The 17,201-nt window shown below is 42.8% G+C and carries 13 protein-coding genes; 8 read left to right on the forward strand and 5 right to left on the reverse strand.

The window, feature by feature from the left end:
* Positions 1-256 precede the first annotated feature (256 nt).
* Positions 257-2,707, reverse strand: a complete 2,451-nt coding sequence (locus BLP33_RS23470; RefSeq protein WP_090533742.1) for an outer membrane beta-barrel protein — start codon at positions 2,705-2,707, stop codon at positions 257-259.
* A 163-nt stretch (positions 2,708-2,870) separates the two neighbouring features.
* Here BLP33_RS23470 and BLP33_RS23475 point away from each other — a divergent pair, with 163 nt between their 5' ends.
* The 6 genes from BLP33_RS23475 to BLP33_RS23500 all read left to right on the forward strand — a co-directional run bounded on the left by BLP33_RS23475 (position 2,871) and on the right by BLP33_RS23500 (position 9,483).
* Positions 2,871-4,055, forward strand: a complete 1,185-nt coding sequence (locus BLP33_RS23475; RefSeq protein ID WP_090533744.1) for an acetyltransferase domain-containing protein — start codon at positions 2,871-2,873, stop codon at positions 4,053-4,055.
* A gap of 10 nt (positions 4,056-4,065) precedes the next feature.
* Positions 4,066-4,524, forward strand: coding sequence for a putative quinol monooxygenase (locus BLP33_RS23480; RefSeq protein ID WP_090533746.1), 459 nt, complete (start codon positions 4,066-4,068; stop codon positions 4,522-4,524).
* Between the two features lie 174 nt (positions 4,525-4,698).
* The gene (locus BLP33_RS23485) at positions 4,699-5,826 is read left to right on the forward strand and encodes an acyltransferase family protein (RefSeq protein WP_090533748.1); all 1,128 of its coding nucleotides are present in this window, start codon (positions 4,699-4,701) and stop codon (positions 5,824-5,826) included.
* A 251-nt stretch (positions 5,827-6,077) separates the two neighbouring features.
* Positions 6,078-6,626 carry a hypothetical protein gene (locus BLP33_RS23490; RefSeq protein ID WP_090533750.1) on the forward strand — a complete coding sequence of 183 codons (549 nt, stop codon included), beginning with the start codon at positions 6,078-6,080 and terminating at the stop codon, positions 6,624-6,626.
* Between the two features lie 143 nt (positions 6,627-6,769).
* Positions 6,770-9,013, forward strand: coding sequence for a CRTAC1 family protein (locus BLP33_RS23495; RefSeq protein WP_175490100.1), 2,244 nt, complete (start codon positions 6,770-6,772; stop codon positions 9,011-9,013).
* 89 nt (positions 9,014-9,102) lie between these two features.
* Positions 9,103-9,483, forward strand: coding sequence for a hypothetical protein (locus tag BLP33_RS23500; RefSeq protein WP_139160054.1), 381 nt, complete (start codon positions 9,103-9,105; stop codon positions 9,481-9,483).
* Between the two features lie 122 nt (positions 9,484-9,605).
* On the opposite strand, the gene BLP33_RS23505 is transcribed toward BLP33_RS23500, so the two are convergent.
* Positions 9,606-10,412, reverse strand: coding sequence for a hypothetical protein (locus BLP33_RS23505; protein ID WP_090533757.1), 807 nt, complete (start codon positions 10,410-10,412; stop codon positions 9,606-9,608).
* A 27-nt stretch (positions 10,413-10,439) separates the two neighbouring features.
* Complete coding sequence (locus BLP33_RS23510; RefSeq protein WP_090533759.1) at positions 10,440-11,186, reverse strand: hypothetical protein; 747 nt, start codon at positions 11,184-11,186, stop codon at positions 10,440-10,442.
* Between the two features lie 259 nt (positions 11,187-11,445).
* On the opposite strand from BLP33_RS23510, the gene BLP33_RS23515 reads away from it, so the two are divergent.
* Positions 11,446-12,069 (forward strand): hypothetical protein, encoded by a 624-nt coding sequence (locus tag BLP33_RS23515; protein WP_139160055.1) that lies wholly within the window; start codon positions 11,446-11,448, stop codon positions 12,067-12,069.
* Positions 12,070-12,132: 63 nt separating this feature from the next.
* Here the strand turns inward: BLP33_RS23515 and BLP33_RS23520 are convergent, their stop codons facing one another.
* Positions 12,133-13,479 (reverse strand): BamA/TamA family outer membrane protein, encoded by a 1,347-nt coding sequence (locus tag BLP33_RS23520; protein ID WP_254780230.1) that lies wholly within the window; start codon positions 13,477-13,479, stop codon positions 12,133-12,135.
* 238 nt (positions 13,480-13,717) lie between these two features.
* Between BLP33_RS23520 and BLP33_RS23525 the strand changes: the two genes are divergently transcribed.
* The gene (locus tag BLP33_RS23525) at positions 13,718-15,451 is read left to right on the forward strand and encodes a glycoside hydrolase family 13 protein (protein ID WP_217633219.1); all 1,734 of its coding nucleotides are present in this window, start codon (positions 13,718-13,720) and stop codon (positions 15,449-15,451) included.
* A 50-nt stretch (positions 15,452-15,501) separates the two neighbouring features.
* On the opposite strand, the gene BLP33_RS23530 is transcribed toward BLP33_RS23525, so the two are convergent.
* Positions 15,502-17,133 carry a GH35 family beta-galactosidase gene (locus BLP33_RS23530; RefSeq protein ID WP_090533763.1) on the reverse strand — a complete coding sequence of 544 codons (1,632 nt, stop codon included), beginning with the start codon at positions 17,131-17,133 and terminating at the stop codon, positions 15,502-15,504.
* Between the last annotated feature and the right edge of the window lie 68 nt (positions 17,134-17,201).

The raw sequence follows: 17,201 nt of genomic DNA on the forward strand, positions 1-17,201 counted from the left end.
GGAGGAATGTGATCTCCACAGTTTTGTTACCTGTTAAAGTTATTTTGATAGGCCCCTTGATACCTTTTATTAACTTTTTAAGGCAAGAGCCGGATACGCCGCCCCCGTTTTTTCTTATCGGGTTCGCATTCTACTGGACTATGCTTGCCCTGGCTCTTTATTATCTTTTTGGTAAAATAAAACGCTCTGCAAATAAGCATGATTTTTAACAGGATCAGAATATGCTGCGCTTGTTAATTTCCGGGCAATATTGAAACTAATGCGCCCTGTTTTGTTCACTATCCGCACCGCCGGTATCACGCTTTTTAGGGACGTTTGTTAATTTGCCGAAGCTATAGTTAAAGGCAAGGGTTACCACCCGGGTATCTAAAAAATTATGGAAGGTTGCATGTGCTCCTTCAATATTGGTAATGGTACCGCTTGGGCGAAACGAGTGAAAGATATCCCGTGCATTTAATTTGATTGAACCTTTGTTATTCAATATTTTTTTCTGAATAGCGGCATTGAGCATGCCTTTGGGTATCGTAACAAACTGGCCGTAAGTGCCGCCGCTATCATAAAAGCCGCTTAATTCGGCACTCCAGGTTTTTGATAAGGTGAATTGGTTATTGCCATTGCCGCTAAATGTGCTTTGAGACTGATGGAGGTAGCCAGAGTAAAACATGCCCTGGTAGGTGTTATTATATACCTCGGCATATAAATTAACCGACCACCATTTGGTTGGCTGAAGATTGGTATTGACAGAAAAATCCAGTGTTTTCCGTTGCCCTATGTTACCGGTGGTGCTGATGAATACGTTGCCATTTTTGTGAATGGTTTCATTTTGAACATCGGTGGTATAATTGTATGCAACCGCAACGGTAAACAGGCTTTTGAAACTATAGGCCAGCTTATAATTGTCGGTAAACTGTGGTTTCAGGAAAGGGTTGCCTGAAAAGTAGGTAAACTTGTCTACAAAAAAGGTAAAGGGGTTTAAACTCCCATAATTCGGCCGGCCTATCCGGCGACCGTAAGAAATAACTAATACTTTATGCCCTGCTGTATCGAGGTTGTAGGAAAAATACGCGGTTGGAAACAGGTTTGTATAATGATTAGCAAAAGACGAGTCGGCCCTTTGAACATTACCTAATTGATGCCCCTTGCCATTGGTGTTCTCTAACCGCAAGCCAGTTTGTAATGCGAAGCGGCCTAATTTTTTATTGAAATTAACATAGGCGGCATTTATATTCTCTTTATATAAAAAACGGTTAGTGTTGTTATAATCAATAGTGCTTACGTTATTAATTACATTAAAGTAATTGGCGGCATTATCCGTATTTACATAGCTGCTCTTAACGCCGGCCTCCAGCTTTGCCTTGCCTTTGAGTGGATGGGAATAATCAGCTTTTGCAGAGTAGATATTGATAGTAGCTGGTAAATTATCACTTAGCGTGGTTGAGTTTGTTAAAGTGCCATCGGGCAAAAAGGCATTATTTACAAACAATTGATTACTGCCCGATACATCGCGGATATAATCCAGATCGAATGTGAGCGCCCTGCCGGCACTATCAAATTTATGGGTGTAATTTAAGTTGACGCCTCCGCTTTTAAAGCTGTTTCTGGAAGTATTGAGGGTATTAATGGTTGAATCTAATTCACTATTTTTGCCATATAATAAACTGTTTACAGGGCTGCTGTCATGGTCGTGCGATAAGGTGCCGGTAAATACCACCCCCCAGGTTGTTTTCGGCGAGGCATAATAATCCATCCCGGTTTTAATATTGGTATTGTTGCTTGTCGGCCTGAAATAGGAAATATCTTTTAGCGAGGAGATTTGGTCTCCGTTCATATCAAAATAATCGCGGTCAATTTCAAGCCTTCGGTAGGTTCTTTGTTTATTATAAGCAAGGTTAGCAAACAGGTTAACTTTGTCGAAACGGTAATTAAGGTTGATACTTTCATTATTGCGGTAATAAAAACCCAACGCGTAATCGGCAGACACTACCGCATTAAATCCCCTGGTGGTGTTTTTCTTAGTTTTGATATTGATTACGCCCGCGTTACCTGCCGCATCATACTTAGCCGGCGGATTATCCATCAGCTCTATCTGGTCCAAAGATGAAGATGGTAAAGAACGCAGGTACGTGGCCAGGTTTGCAGCCGAAAGATAAGTTGGTTTATCATCAATCATTACCAGCACCCCGCTTTTCCCCTTAAAGGTAATATTGCCATCGGCATCTATTTGCACGCCAGGCGTTTTTGACAACACTTCCAAAGCATTGGCGCCGGTATTGGATATCAATGCGCCTACATTAACTATTGTGCGGTCGATTTTTTGCTGAACATAAGATTTTTTACCGGTTATAGCTACTTCATTCAACGTTTTGCCCGCTAAGGGTAAAATGAATGCCGGTAAATTAACCGGTTGTTGCTGGTTGAGAACTACAGGGGCGCTTCGGTAATTTTTATAGCCCATGTAGGTTGCCTTAACCAGATAAGTATCATCTTTTAAATTTTGAAAGGCAAAACTGCCGTCCGGATGGGTAAGCAGTGTACTTACAACCGTAGAATCTTTTGCGATAAGCAAGGTTATAGTTGCACCATCGAGCGGTTTTTTAGCATCATCTAAAACTATCCCCGAAATTTTACCACCTCCGGTTTGCGCATCGGAAACGGCGGGTAGCAACAATGTGAATAAGGTCAAAAAGAATGCCTGGAGTAGTTTCATAACTACAAGACATCATTTTAGTTAAAATAGTTACATAAAAATGGTAACTGGAAAGATGCATCATGCATCGGAAAATGGATTGTGCTCTTAATGCCAATGTCAAGAAATACGCATTCGTTAAAATCTATCTATATAAATAGTAACTTCATCATAAAAAACCTGAATGAGCGCAATTATAAAAAACCGGATAACCTCTATTGACTTTCTCCGAGGTACTATCATGATTATTATGGCACTTGATCATGTGAGGGACTATTTATACTCCGGATCATTTTTTTATGATCCGCTTGACCTTACAAAAACAAGCGGCATATTGTTTTTCACCCGGTGGATCACTCATTTTTGCGCCCCGATATTTATGCTGCTTGCCGGAACATCGGCATACCTCATCGGGCAAAAGAAAACTAAAAGAGAGTTATCCATATTCCTGGTAAAACGGGGATTGTGGCTTATATTTCTCGAAATGTTCGTGGTTAACTTCGGCTGGAACTTCAATATCACGTTTCCCATGTTTTTCTTTATTACTATATGGGCGCTGGGCTTAAGCATGATCATACTGGCGGCATTGATCCATCTGCCTAAAAAATTGATCCTGGGCATTAGCGTTATAATCATATTGGGGCATAATCTTTTAGACGGCGTTCATGTGCCGGGCAGCACTTTGCCGGCTTTTGGCTGGTCGCTGCTTCATGACCAGCAGTTTTTTACCTGGCATAAGGAAATTTTATTGGTTGGGTATCCCATTGTACCTCTAATGGCGGTTATGTCATTAGGTTATTGTTTAGGCGGATGGTATACGGCGGGCTATGAGGTTGGCAAAAGGCAAAGAAACTTATGGATAGCCGGCGCCACTTGTATTGCTTTGTTTATTGTATTACGTTATACCAATCTATATGGAGATCCGGTGAAATGGAGCGTACAGAAAAATACATTATTTACCATCCTGTCATTTATTAAGGTAAATAAATATCCGCCATCGTTGTTGTACCTCCTGTTGACGCTGGGTGCGGCCTTTCTGTTCCTGTCATTCACCGAAAAATCAAAAGGAGCTGTTGTAAAAGTAGTTTCGGTATATGGCAGGGTGCCCATGTTTTATTACCTTATTCATATTTATATAATCCACCTGATAGCAATTATTGCATCGGCGCTTACGCCCGGGCAGGACTGGAAGATCTGGTTCCTGAAACAACCTATCTGGTTTACAACAAACCTGAAGGGCTACGGGTTTTCATTACCGGTTGCGTATCTTGTTTGGATTGGAATAGTAATGGCCTTATATCCTTTATGCAAGCGCTATGATGATTACAAACAGGCCAACAAAGGAAAATGGTGGTTAAGTTATTTATAAAAAGTAAAAAATGGAAGCTATAAATGAAATTTCAGAACCAACAGGAAAACATACCCGCACAGCCTGGATACCGGCTTTTGGCAGTGGGTTGTTATCAGTTTTAATAATTTTTATGTTATCGATATCTTCGCCAGATAGTGCCGCCGCCCAGGATAAAAACAATGTGGTACGCATAGCCAAACTTGTAATTGATTCTGCTCAATTGCAGAATTATATGGCTGCGCTTAAAGAGCATGCCGAAACCGCCGTACGAGTTGAGCCGGGAGTTTTAACGCTATACGCAGTGGCTGAAAAGAATAATCCAACCCGGGTCACGGTTTTTGAGATCTATGCCGATGCCGCCGCATACCAGGCCCATTTGCAAACGGCTCATTTTAAAAAATACAAAAGCACCACAAAAGATATGGTTAAATCGCTTGAGCTTGTGGAAACTGTTCCGATAGTGCTTGCCGCTAAACCGCGCTTATAGCGCGTTACGTCGTAAATCTTGTTCAGGCTGCCGGGGTGCTTTTCTTTTTTCCCAGCTTCGGGTTTTGACTTGCCGATAAATTAAAGGATATTTAGCCATGGTATTGCGCCCGGTTCGCATTGCGCATTATTGAAGCTGAGTTAACCAATTTATTATACTTGTTTTTTCCTGCTGATGAGTAAAAACCCTACGTACCTTGAATCAAAAGGTCATTATCAAATTCTTGACGGATTGCGCGGTGTGGCATCCCTTTTTGTAGTGGCTTTTCATGTTTTTGAAACTTATTCCGGCAACCGTTTTAATCAAATAATAAACCACGGTTACCTGGCGGTCGATTTCTTTTTTCTGCTCTCGGGCTTTGTAGTCGCTTACGCCTATGACGACCGCTGGGGCAAAATGACCCCATGGGATTTTTATAAGCGCCGTCTCATTCGCCTGCAGCCCATGGTTATTGCCGGATCAATTATTGGCGCCTTGTTTTTTTACTCGCAAAGCGGTGCAGTGTTTCCGCTTATTCATGACACGCCGGTTTGGAAAATGTTGTTGGTAATGCTGGTTGGTTGTACGCTGATACCGATACTGCCTTCTATGGATATCCGCGGCTGGCAGGAAATGCACCCGTTGGATGGCCCGGCTTGGTCGCTGTTTTTTGAATATATAGCTAATATTCTTTACGCGCTGGTGATCCGCAAGTTCTCCAAAACGCTGCTGGCCATATTGGTGTTTGCATCTGCCTGTTTGCTGATCCATTATACAGTAATGGGACCGCAGGGTGATGTAATTGGCGGATGGTCGGTTAATAAAACACAACTCTATATTGGCTTCACGCGGTTGCTTTATCCCTTTTTTGCGGGGATGTTGCTGTGCCGCATGGGTAAGCTCATTCATGTTAAAGGCGCATTTACGGTTTGCAGTGCTCTAATCATTGCCGTTTTATGCGTGCCGCGGATAGGAGGGCCCGAACATTTATGGATGAATGGTTTGTATGAGTCGTTTTGTATTATTATCGTTTTTCCGTTAATTGTGGCTATCGGCGCCGGTGGAACGTTAAAGAGTAAAAGTTCAGTAAGGGTTTGCAAATTTATAGGTGATCTGTCGTACCCGCTTTATATCACCCATTATCCTCTCATTTATTTTCATACAGCCTGGGTAACAAATAATAAGATCCCTATGACAGAAGGGCTGCTTGTAGGTTTGGACCTTTTTGTAGCGAGTATCGCCATCGCCTACGCCTGCCTCAAGCTCTATGATGAACCTGTTAGGGAGTGGTTAAAGAATCGTTTTCTGCTGAAAAAGGCCTAAATAATATTAGGGTAGGATGGGTATTAACTCAACCCGGGATTGCTACGCTCGTCGCCCCTCTCTACGCAAGCGCAAAGAGGGGATTCTTTTTCCTTCTCACCCGAAGGGTAAAGCGGCTGGTCCGGCGAAGCGCCGACCGTGTAAGTCGATTTATGCATTGATATTATATGATTTTAATAATAAATTAAATGGGCATAAATAAGTCTTGAAAATATCGTTTATAAATCTCATCTTTAGATAATTGTAAACCTTTGAAAAAGACCATTGCTTTAATATTGCTCAATATTTACCTGCTTAACATTGGCGGGCAGCTGGCCTTGCATCAATACCTGGTTTATAAATCGGACCGGTTTTTTAATGAACAGGTTGGGAAAGGCTTATATAATGTAAATGACCTTACCGAAGTCTCTATCCCGGTTAACTTACCTGCTATTCATGATTGGCGAACTTTTGAAAATATATCGGGGCATGTTACATTTGGAAACGCCACCTACAATTACGTAAAAATGCGATTGACGAGGACTGCCCTTCACCTGATGTGCATTCCTAATTATAAAACTACCCGCTTTGCCGATAGCAATGTGCTTGATGCAAAAGGAATAAAGGGGGCTCCTGTTTCTCCCAAAGAGCATGTGCCCTTTGGCAAAATGGTTTTAAAGGATAATGTAAGCCTTTCATTTGTGCAATTTGAATTTTACTGCCCTGTAGTGCCATTGCCTGAAAACGTTGTACAACCTGTGCAATCGTTAGTAAGTTCTCATCAGGATATTCCCGAACAACCACCCAAAGCAACCTGCTGATTTTCTCCATTTAGTCTATTTACCGACCTGCATTTGTTTTAATGCCCATGGTCGTGTTGTCCGAAATTTCTATTGACAATTTAATACCACATCTCGCGGGTAAAAGCCCTGGCATTTTATCCGCGAGGGTATATAAAAATCCTATGATAAAGAAAAAAGTTACCGCCGCGCTTGTGCTGCTGTGCGGCTTTACCATAATAGCATCATGCCAGAACTCATCTAATGAGGAGATGGCCCAGGTGCTGAAGCAGATAAATAAAAAGAATAATACCATTTCAAACCCGTTTAACCCCGAAATGAAGCTGGCTTATTGCGATTCGTTGCTTAAAACCAAAAAGCTTGGCAAAAGCCCCGAGGTGTTATTTTCAAAGGCCTCACTGCTATTAAAAGCAGGACAAGAGCAGCAATCAGTTGATATTTATAAGTACCTGATGGATAACATCGATTTCATGTCGACTGATGAAACGTTGCCTGAACAGGCCATAGCTTACATGCGTTTGGGTGAACGGAGCAATTGTATGCTTAACCATACCGGCTCGTCGTGCATCTTCCCAATTAAAGATGATGGGGTACACAAGATCCAAACCGGCTCAAGAAAAGCAATTGAAGTGTATAAAGCATTGTTAAAGCTTCGTCCCGATGATTATGAGTCGCGCTGGTTAATCAACATAGCCTATATGACGCTTGGCGAGTATCCGCAAAAAGTGCCTAGGAATGCCTTAATCCCCGGCCTTAATGCCGACCCGGATACTGCAGCACAGGTTAAACCCTTTGTTGATGTGGCCGGTAGCCTTGGCCTTAACATCAACGGCCGGGCAGGCGGGGTCATTGTTGATGATTTTAATAACGACGGCTATCTTGATATCATGACATCGGGCTGGGACCTGAGCGATCCGATGCATTACTTTCAAAATAACCAGGACGGCACGTTTAGTGACCGAACCGAAGCCGCCGGTTTAAAAGGGATTACCGGGGGGCTTAATATCCAGCAAACGGATTATAACAATGATGGTAAACTGGATGTTTTTGTTTTGCGTGGCGCATGGCTCACCAAGGGCTTCGGCAACCAACCAAGTTCCTTATTGCGCAACAATGGCGATGGGACTTTTACTGATGTAACCGCCATAAGTGGTTTGTTTATGCTTCACCCTACTCAAACCGCAACCTGGGCCGATTTTAATAACGATGGCTGGCTGGACGTGTTTGTTGGTAACGAAAATTCGGAGTCGATATACTACGCCGATGAATCAACCTGCCAGTTATATATGAATAACCGTAATGGCACATTCAGCAACATAACCACGGCTGCCCATTGCGGCATCAAAGCTTTTGTAAAAGGGGTAGCGTCTGCCGATTATGATAACGACGGCTTTGCCGACATATTTATTTCAACCATGGACGGGCGCAAATACCTGCTTAGAAATAAAGGCAAAACCCAAGACGGAGTTGATTTTGAAGATGTGACCGTACAATCGGGCCTTGACCAGATCAAACAACGGACTTTTACTACCTGGTTTTATGATTATAATAATGATGGCTGGCCCGATTTGATGGTGGCCAATTACCATTTTGAGCGTACCTTAGGTTTTTACAGCGCCGCCGCCGCCCTCGGTAAACCCGTTCCGGAAGCAGGTAATATCTACCTGTATAAAAACAACCATAACGGCACCTTTACCAATGTTACCAAAGAGGCGGGACTGGATAAAGTAGTTTACAGTATGGGGGCCAATTTTGGCGACATTGATAACGATGGCTATCCTGATATGTATTTTGGTACGGGCAATCCCGATTTTAAATCGCTTGTGCCTAACAAATTTTTCAGAAATATAGGGGGTAAACGTTTTGCTGATATCACTTCTTCATCGCGTACGGGTAATTTGCAAAAGGGGCACGGCATCGCATTTGCCGATTTGAGGAATAACGGCCATCAGGATATTTTTGCCGAAATGGGAGGGGCTTATATTGGCGACTCGTACACCAGTTCATTATACATGAACCCCGGTATAAGCAATAATAATTGGATCAGTCTGAAATTGAGTGGCACAAAAGCCAATAATGCAGCCATCGGAAGCCATATCAAACTCACTTTTACCGAAAATGGGGTTAAACGTTCTGTTTATAAAGACGTTAATTCGGGCGGGAGTTTTGGGTCGTCGCCTTTGCGGCAGGAGATAGGAATTGGCCAGGCAAAGATGATTGATGAGATTGAGATAAAATGGGCAGGCAGCAGCGCTGTGCAATACTTTAAAAATGTGGCGCCCAATCAGTTCTTAAATATCACCGAGGGTAATGCACAATACAAAACTACCCAGTTAACAAAACTGATTTTCCGCAGCAAAAACATGCCTGGTTGTATGCCGATGCAAATGGCAGCCAAAACAAATTAAATCATGTTTCTGTAATAGAAAATATTAGCTCTGGTTTTATACCAAAATAGTTACATTTATATCAACAACAATTAAAATAAATCTTAACCATGAGAAAACTCTTATTACTATGCTGCATGTTCATTGGATTGGCTGTAGCAGGCAACGCGCAAACCAAGCCCGGTGCCAAACCTGTTGAAAAATCAAAAGACCTGCAAAAGCAATTAAAGCTCACTGATAAACAAACCGAAAAAATTGCGGTGATATACCAGGAATCATCCGATAAGTTTGAAAAGATCAAAGCTGCTGATAAAGGTGATAACACGAAAATGATGATTGATATTAAGCCATTACGGGAAGCTACCATCTCAAAGATCAAAGCTGTTTTAACTAAAGAACAAACAGTAAAATATGATAAGCTTTTGAAAGGCAGCAAAGCAGCAGGCGGCAGTGGCTGGGGTGATGGCTGGAGCGCCACAAGCGGACAATAACCAGTAGTAACAAAATAACAGGCCGCTTTTCTTGTGATTAGAGCGGCCTGTTTATTTGTAAAATTTGTTTAACCGGCATACAGTGCCATGGCAGATAGTTCATATCGTACTTCAACTGTTTCTTAATCCAGTATCTCTATCGGCCGGTTAAGTACTTCTTGCAGCGGGATCTTTTGAATACGCTTATCTTTTTTGATATAATTTAAACTAACCGGGAGAAGTATTGGCCCGGCGGTAACCGACCATCCCGGCGGATCGCCGCCTTCTGTTAATCTCAAGAAGCCGTCGCTTATGTAAAGGGGCATAAGCCATGCGTCTCCGGTATCCATTGCGCCAAGATCTATTTGCAGGGAAGTAGAATGGAAAGATTTAGCTGTACGTTCCGGATCTGTAAATTTATTGATATCGGTAGGGTCAAACATTTCACTTACTTCACCAAGCTTTAAACGGTTGATGTCGAGCTTTACAGATTCTGCTTTGCCTTTTCCAACTTGTTTAATAATTAAGCAGGCAACTGCCGTACCCATTGGCTTCAGCTTTTTTTTCTTGTATAAGGATGTAAATTCCTCCAGGTAAGTGGAAGAGATTCCATAGTCGGGGTGATAGCTTCCGGCAGCGATAAGATCATCTATTTCGTTCTTCATTACCGGGTAAACTAAAGGGCTGTGATCCTTTTGGCCGGCAGCATCTTTCATCTTATTGTATGAGGCTATGCTCATTTCGCCATAGCCAATTTCAAATTTTGCATTGGCGGTATCCAATTGTTTGGCAAGGCTGTCTAATTGTTGCCTTTTTATAGTATTGCGCTTTTGCCGGGCAATATAAAAATACAGGTTGCCAATGATCAGGACGCTGCCAACCACTATCAGGATAAAGGCGAGGCTGTTTTTAGGTTGTTTGGCCGGTACTGGGTTTTCGTTATTTTCCATTCTTATGAATATCTGATCATTGTCGAACTATCCGCGCCCCTGTACACCTTCGGCCAGCCTCACCGGGCTCAGCATTTTTCGTATTATTAATGATTTACGGGCGGTATCCGCCGGTTCTGTATAGTGGATATTATCCGGCAGAAAAATGGTTTTCGATTCAATTTTCCATTGTCTGTTTTTATTAACAGCGTTTGGTTTATCATAGGTCACGAATAAGGGGATTAAAATTCCTTGCCCGGTTGAAAGCCTTGAAGGTAGTTTTATAATTTGTTTCACAGCGTTGCCTTTGGCCCTGATCTGGCTGTCATAATCATTTTTGCTTTGAGGGGCTTCAGTTATGGTAAGCGGCTGGCTAATATTGAGCTTGCTCACGTCAAGTTCAATGTCTGATGCATCGCCTTTGCCTTTGTTCTGGATCATAAGGCAGGTGATAAACAGGTCATAATCGTTAGCTGTGGTGTCGTTAAAAAGCTGATCGGTTTTCTGCAGGTTTTTATCCGAAATTTCATTAGTGAGTATGGGATAATCAAGATAAAAGGCATCCTTTTTCCTTACAGCACTATCACCCCCCGCCAGGGCATAAATATCATTGACCATGCTGATATACGAAATTTCGAGGCTGGCCTTCAGATCAGGGTTAACCGGCGGTGGCGGATCTTTCTTAATCAGATTATACCCGGTAGTTATTAAACCTAAAATAACAGTAATTACGCCCAGCTTCAATTGCAGGCTTTTCCATATGCTGTCTTTATCGGCTGTTTTCTTTTTGGCCATGCTTCCCGGTTATTGATATGGTTAGGAATATCATGTAGTTGTATTACATGATTGTTTTACAGGTGCTTGCAGTATAAAATTAAGAATAATAATTAACAGCACAGATATTTTATGTTGTATTTTTTTTCTTTAGTTAAACTCCTATCTTCACCTAAACTTAAATACTGTCATGAATAAATTTTTAATAACAAAGTTGTCTTTTGTTGCGATACTTCTGTTTTTCATCCCGGCTCTGCTATTGGCCAACACATATAACAGAATGACAAGAAATATAGACATCGCCGGTCTCGTTGTTGATTCAAAAACCTTATTGCCAATTGAAGGAGCTGGTATTTTCGGGGCTGATGAAAAACTGCTTGGAAAAACGGATGTGCGGGGCTATTTTAAGATCTCACTTAGTTTTATGGCCGATGGGGAGATGAGGTTTAAGTTAAAGATCATTAAAAAAGGCTATAATAACATTATGCAAAGCGAGCATTGGGGCAGTTTGCCGGGCAATACAAAAGCGCTAATGTATTTTGGGTTAGATAAAGGATCAGGATCAAACTCGTTTTCAAAATTGGTAAACAAGGCGATTGGCGATCTGGATTATCACAGTACGCTGGAACATTTTGATCAGATAAAAATCGCCCGAACATTTGATAATAAACTATCTGCAGCAAAAGCTGGCAATCAGGATGTGTTGGTTAAGGTTGATAATAAGTTTTATATGGTGGATGAAACAGGATGGATCGTGATATCTTCCGATAAGGACTCGATATTGATAAATAAAAAACAATTGGTAATTGCAGATCAACTAAACGGCACGATCAAAAGAAAAGATATTAAATGGATGACACCGCTCAATGCTAAAAATACAAAGTTCGCTGTTTATACTAAGTAAGCTATATAGAACTATCGTAGTCGATTTAACGAAACGGCCTTCGTGATTAACATAGAGGCCGTTTTAAAATGCTTCATTCAAGCCCAAAAAGAACCCCTTTGAACCATACCGGCCAAAGGCATAGTCAAGACAAAGATTGGTACGGGTTGCTTTATTAAATAGTACCCGCAAACCGCCGCCATAACCCGGTTGCCATACCTGGAATATTTTGGTGCCCGATTCATCATTGGTTGTTTGCAGGTTGGCAAATACCACGCCGCTTAAAAATTTATTCCGCAGTATCGGGAATCGGTATTCCACTTCTGAGTAGTTGTATTGCGTACCCTTAAAATATTGTACCACATACCCCCTGCCGCTCCGGAAGCCCGGATCTTTGCCGGTGCCGGGCAGCTCAAGGTAGGGGATGTCACCGCTGATCAGGTAAGATCCCCAGTTCCAGAAGGCAACAACATGTTCGGGGTTAGTTTCTGACAGGCTGAAGTACTTCCTGAAATCTGTAGTGAACTGCACCGCGTTTTTGGAGCTTCCCATCCAGCTTTGATTAACGCGGAAGCCGGCATCAACGTAAATCCCTCTGTAGGCCCGGTTTTGATTGTCTCGGGTAGTGTATTGTAAGTTAAAAAGCAAGCCGTTAGCAGCATAATGGTCGCGGGCAAACCCATGACGGTCGCTATAGATATTGTATGGGGTAAGGTCGGTTGCTGATTTGGTATCCTCAATTTTTCGCCTGATATCAAAAGAAGCGCCCGCGCCTAAAAATAGCCCCTTATCAATTTCTTTGTATACCTTCTCGCGGATATTATAAAATTGCGAATGCAATGCCCTGCCTTTACGCCCGGGATTGGCCAACACCTGGTCGGCTTCGCTGCCGCTTGATGCCTGGCCAATTCCCAAACCATAATCGGGCGATACCGTTTTGGCTGCAACCAAACTGCCCTGAAAATTCCATTTATTACCCGGTGTATATATGTTATGGTTGATATAAAAATAGATGATCCCCTTGGTAGTAATAGAAGCCGATGTGGCAGCAACCGAAAGCAGGGTATTTGGATCGTTTCCTAATTTTTTTCCGGCTACAGCCTTGATCCCAATTTGTGAGCCGATAGTGGGATTGGATGCCACATTGGGTATGATGGTAATTCCCGATGACTTTTTATTAGAAGGTGCAGCCGGTCGGCCGGGATGAAGTATGTTACGCACCAGATCGCCAAAGTCATATTGTTTATATAAAGTATCGGTCGGTTTGGCCGGTTTTACTACTTTTTCTTTAATGCGCAATGAATCGGCTTTTACCGAATCGGCAGGTACAGGTACCTGGCCGAAAGCATGTACCGATATGCCTGTAAATAGTATGAATAAAACTGTTTTTAAAAGCAGGGTAGAAATTTTATGTGGTGGTTTGTGATGCACGCTAACGGATATAAATATTAAAAATTCAATTTACTGACTGTTTAATTGTGATTGGTGTTAGCTCATTTCTAAACCCCGAAATGTGCATAATGTTTGAACTTCAAATTTGTACGGGCGCTAAGCCGACGGATTTAGTTGCATTATTTTTTGTTTCGCTTAAATATTGCTATCTTAATATTCTATTGTTAGAAACCACAGAAAGTCTGTTTCGTCCTGCTAAGCTTAACCAATTATAATCATGAACGTACCTTACATTCGTTTTGTGGCCTTCATTGTTTTTATGTTTGTTGCCATTTCAGGGGCCGCGCAAAACAATCAAGGCAGAGCAGACACTATTGACCGCAAATGGTGGAAGGAAGCCGTAGTTTACCAGGTTTATCCCCGAAGCTTTAAGGACAACGATGGAGACGGTATTGGTGACCTGAAAGGCATTATCTCCAAACTTGATTATATCAAAAGCCTCGGTGTTGATGTTGTTTGGCTTAACCCAATTTACAGCTCGCCTAATGACGATAATGGCTATGATGTAAGCGATTACCGCAACATCATGAAGGATTTTGGAACCATGGATGATTTTGATGTTTTGCTGAAAGGCATGCATTCCCGCGGCATAAAACTGGTGATGGACCTGGTAGTAAATCACAGCAGCGATGAGCACGAATGGTTTAAACAAAGCAGGAGCTCGCGCAAAAATCCGTACCGGGAATATTATCACTGGTGGAACGCCGAAAAGGGCAAACCCGCTTATCGCTACAGTTTATTTGACGTAAACCACGATGCCTGGCGTTATGATTCGCTTACCAATGCCTATTACCTGCATTATTTTTCGCACAAGCAGCCCGACCTTAACTGGGAAAATCCAAAACTGAGGAATGAAGTATACGGCATAATGAAGTTTTGGGCTGATAAGGGGATTGACGGTTTCCGGCTGGATGCCTTCCAATTTGCTGCAAAGGATACTACCTTTCCGGCCTTTCCGAAAGGGTTTGAAAAAAACTTTACCCAATATTACGGCGTACAGGGCAATTTGCACGGATACCTGCAGGAAATGAACAGAGAAGTGCTCAGTAAATATAACGTAATGAGTGTAGCCGAAGGTGCAGGCAATACTTTTGAAGACGGCCATAATTTAGTTGATGCCGACAGAAATGAATTGAACATGGCTTACGCATTTGAAGGTGTGGATATTGCCAAACCCGAAGGCTATAGCGTAGTTCACTTAAAACAGGTATTTACCAAATGGGATAGTGCCTTTGCATCAAAGGGGTGGTTATCAATATTCTTAGCCAATCATGACCAGGCCCGGCTGGTAAGCAGGTTCGGCAATGATAGTCCGGAGTTCAGGGCTGTATCATCAAAAATGCTCACTACATTTTTGATGACTATGCGCGGTACGCCATACTATTATAATGGCGACGAACTGGGCATGACCAATGCTGGCTTTAGCACAATTGATGACTATCGTGACGTGCAAACGTTAAACGAATATCAGCGGCAAAAAAATATTGGTGCCGATTTGCCTACATATTTAAAACGAATAGCCTTTGAAAGCCGTGATAACGGGCGCACTCCATTTCAATGGAACAGCACGGCCAATGCCGGTTTTACAACGGGTACACCCTGGATAAAGGTAAATCCCAATTATAAAAGTGTCAACGCTGCTGCGCAGGAAAAAGATGCCAATAGCACGTTGAATTATTTCAGGCGGATAGTAAAGCTGCGGAAGGATAACCCGGTACTGGTATACGGAAAATATACATTGCTCGATGCACAAAACCCCGATACTTATGCCTACACCCGGGAGTTGAACGGCAGGAAGCTGCTGGTACTCCTGAATTTTACAAGTAAAACAGCTCCGGCTCAAACAGGAATGAATTTGGGTAATGCAACGGTTTTAATCGGCAATTATCAAAAGCCATCAAAAAATGGCACGCTGATGCCGTATGAGGCGGTGGTTTATGAGGTGAAATAGGAGGGTTTAACGTGTAGAGACGCATAATTGCGTCTCTACATTAATTAATTTTACCTCACCACCAACGAGATCTGCAGCACCCTCGGCTTATCGCCAATTGCAGGCCCTCCCCAGTCTGTTTCATCACCATTAAGGATGCGAAGCGATTTAAATACGCCTTGATCATACCAGCCTTCTTCAACCTTAAGGTATTGCCATGCCGTACCGGTGTTGCTGCCGGCCGGGCGGAAGGTGATGCGACAGTTTGTTCCAGTCGCGATAAATTTATTTTCATTAAGGCTAACAATCATGGCTTTACCGTTATGGTCTTTATTAGGTTTAAGTTCACCACCCCGACCGCTGCCAAATTTTACAATGGCATCCCAGGCACCAAGTTTAATGCTTTGCTCCGCGCCATCTTCATGTTCAACAACGGCTTTGATCTTATCTTCAAATGCCCATTGTGCCAGTTCACGCATCATTGGTGCTGCCATGGCATATTTATCCGCAAAAGGGGAAAGTAGCTCGGCCAAATGATCATCGTTTGAACTATCGCCATTGTCATCTATCCCGAAAGGCGAAAAACCAATACCGCCATGGGCCAAAACATCATAAAAATATTTGGCATTATCAGCAATTAAACCAGCTTCGGGTATAAACAGGGGATTATCTGCGCGGGTATACAGGTCAATTACTTTCAACACCCTTTCGCTGCCCGACAGGTAAATATCAGGAGCAAGCAGGTTAATTGATGGGGCGGCTACTTTCCAGATCGGGATTACGTTATCTGTCGCGCCCCCGCTTTCATAATGGGTTGCCGGCGGATTGGTAAGCGGATCACGGAGCGCCACGTTTACGTATAATGGCAGCGGATACTCAGCTTTACCGGCTGCGGCCACCTGTTCGATGAACCGGGCTATTGACCAGGCTTGGAAATATTCGTCAGCCCTGTCGCCAAAAACTTTGGTCCACGAGCCTTTTGAGTGTTCCGATACATTCAGGGCTTTTAGTACAGCTGGTTTTAACAGTTGGGCGGGGACATCGCCTTCAAACAGTTTTTGCGCCTTGGCTGAATAGTCGCGAACGGTGTCCCATGAGCCTGGTTCGTTTTCAACCTGCACCATGATTACGGTATGTTGCTCATCAGCCTGCTTTAAGTAACGCATAACTGCCGAAAACGCTTTGATATCAGCATCTAAAGTGGCTTTTGAATGAGGTGAAGGCGAGTCAATGGGCTTGCCTGTTTTACCAGTAATGTTTGGATATTTCTCCGCATCGCGTTTCATCCATTCGGGCATGTAATGGTTGCTGCCGTTTTTCCAGGTGCCAAACCATAATAATACCAAATGCACGTTATGCTGCCGGGCTTGGGTAAGCAGGGTATCCACTAATGAAAAGTTAAACCTCCCGGGCTGTGGCTCTACCTGCTCCCAGTAAATGGGTACTTCAAGCGTGTTAAGGTGCATTACCCCGGCCGATTTCCATACCGCTGGCATTAAAGCGGGCCATGCGCTTGAGTTATGCGCCTGGCCTCCCAGCATCAAAAATGGTTTGCCATCAACTAAAAACGCGTGCCTGCCATTTTTTTCAATAAGCTTAGGTAACGATGTATCATTGGTTTGAGCAAGGGTTTTACCCCCCGCAAATAATAGTAATGTAAGCAGAAGCGTATTTTGAGTTTTTTTGCCAATTATTTTAAGCATGATAACAAAGGTTTATGACCATGCAAAATAATTACAAAACAGCACTTTTGGTAATACTAAATAAACCG

It is taken from the genome of Mucilaginibacter sp. NFR10, from assembly GCF_900100445.1.
GTDB classification, from domain to species: domain Bacteria; phylum Bacteroidota; class Bacteroidia; order Sphingobacteriales; family Sphingobacteriaceae; genus Mucilaginibacter; species Mucilaginibacter rubeus.

Coding starts and splice junctions, on each gene's coding strand:
- BLP33_RS23475 (WP_090533744.1), top strand. CDS start 2,871: ATGAGCGCAATTATAAAAAACCGGATAACCTCTATTGACTTTCTCCGA.
- BLP33_RS23525 (WP_217633219.1), top strand. CDS start 13,718: ATGAACGTACCTTACATTCGTTTTGTGGCCTTCATTGTTTTTATGTTT.
- BLP33_RS23495 (WP_175490100.1), top strand. CDS start 6,770: ATGATAAAGAAAAAAGTTACCGCCGCGCTTGTGCTGCTGTGCGGCTTT.
- BLP33_RS23480 (WP_090533746.1), top strand. CDS start 4,066: ATGGAAGCTATAAATGAAATTTCAGAACCAACAGGAAAACATACCCGC.
- BLP33_RS23515 (WP_139160055.1), top strand. CDS start 11,446: ATGACAAGAAATATAGACATCGCCGGTCTCGTTGTTGATTCAAAAACC.
- BLP33_RS23530 (WP_090533763.1), bottom strand. CDS start 17,133: ATGCTTAAAATAATTGGCAAAAAAACTCAAAATACGCTTCTGCTTACA.
- BLP33_RS23485 (WP_090533748.1), top strand. CDS start 4,699: ATGAGTAAAAACCCTACGTACCTTGAATCAAAAGGTCATTATCAAATT.
- BLP33_RS23505 (WP_090533757.1), bottom strand. CDS start 10,412: ATGGAAAATAACGAAAACCCAGTACCGGCCAAACAACCTAAAAACAGC.
- BLP33_RS23470 (WP_090533742.1), bottom strand. CDS start 2,707: ATGAAACTACTCCAGGCATTCTTTTTGACCTTATTCACATTGTTGCTA.
- BLP33_RS23510 (WP_090533759.1), bottom strand. CDS start 11,186: ATGGCCAAAAAGAAAACAGCCGATAAAGACAGCATATGGAAAAGCCTG.
- BLP33_RS23500 (WP_139160054.1), top strand. CDS start 9,103: ATGAGAAAACTCTTATTACTATGCTGCATGTTCATTGGATTGGCTGTA.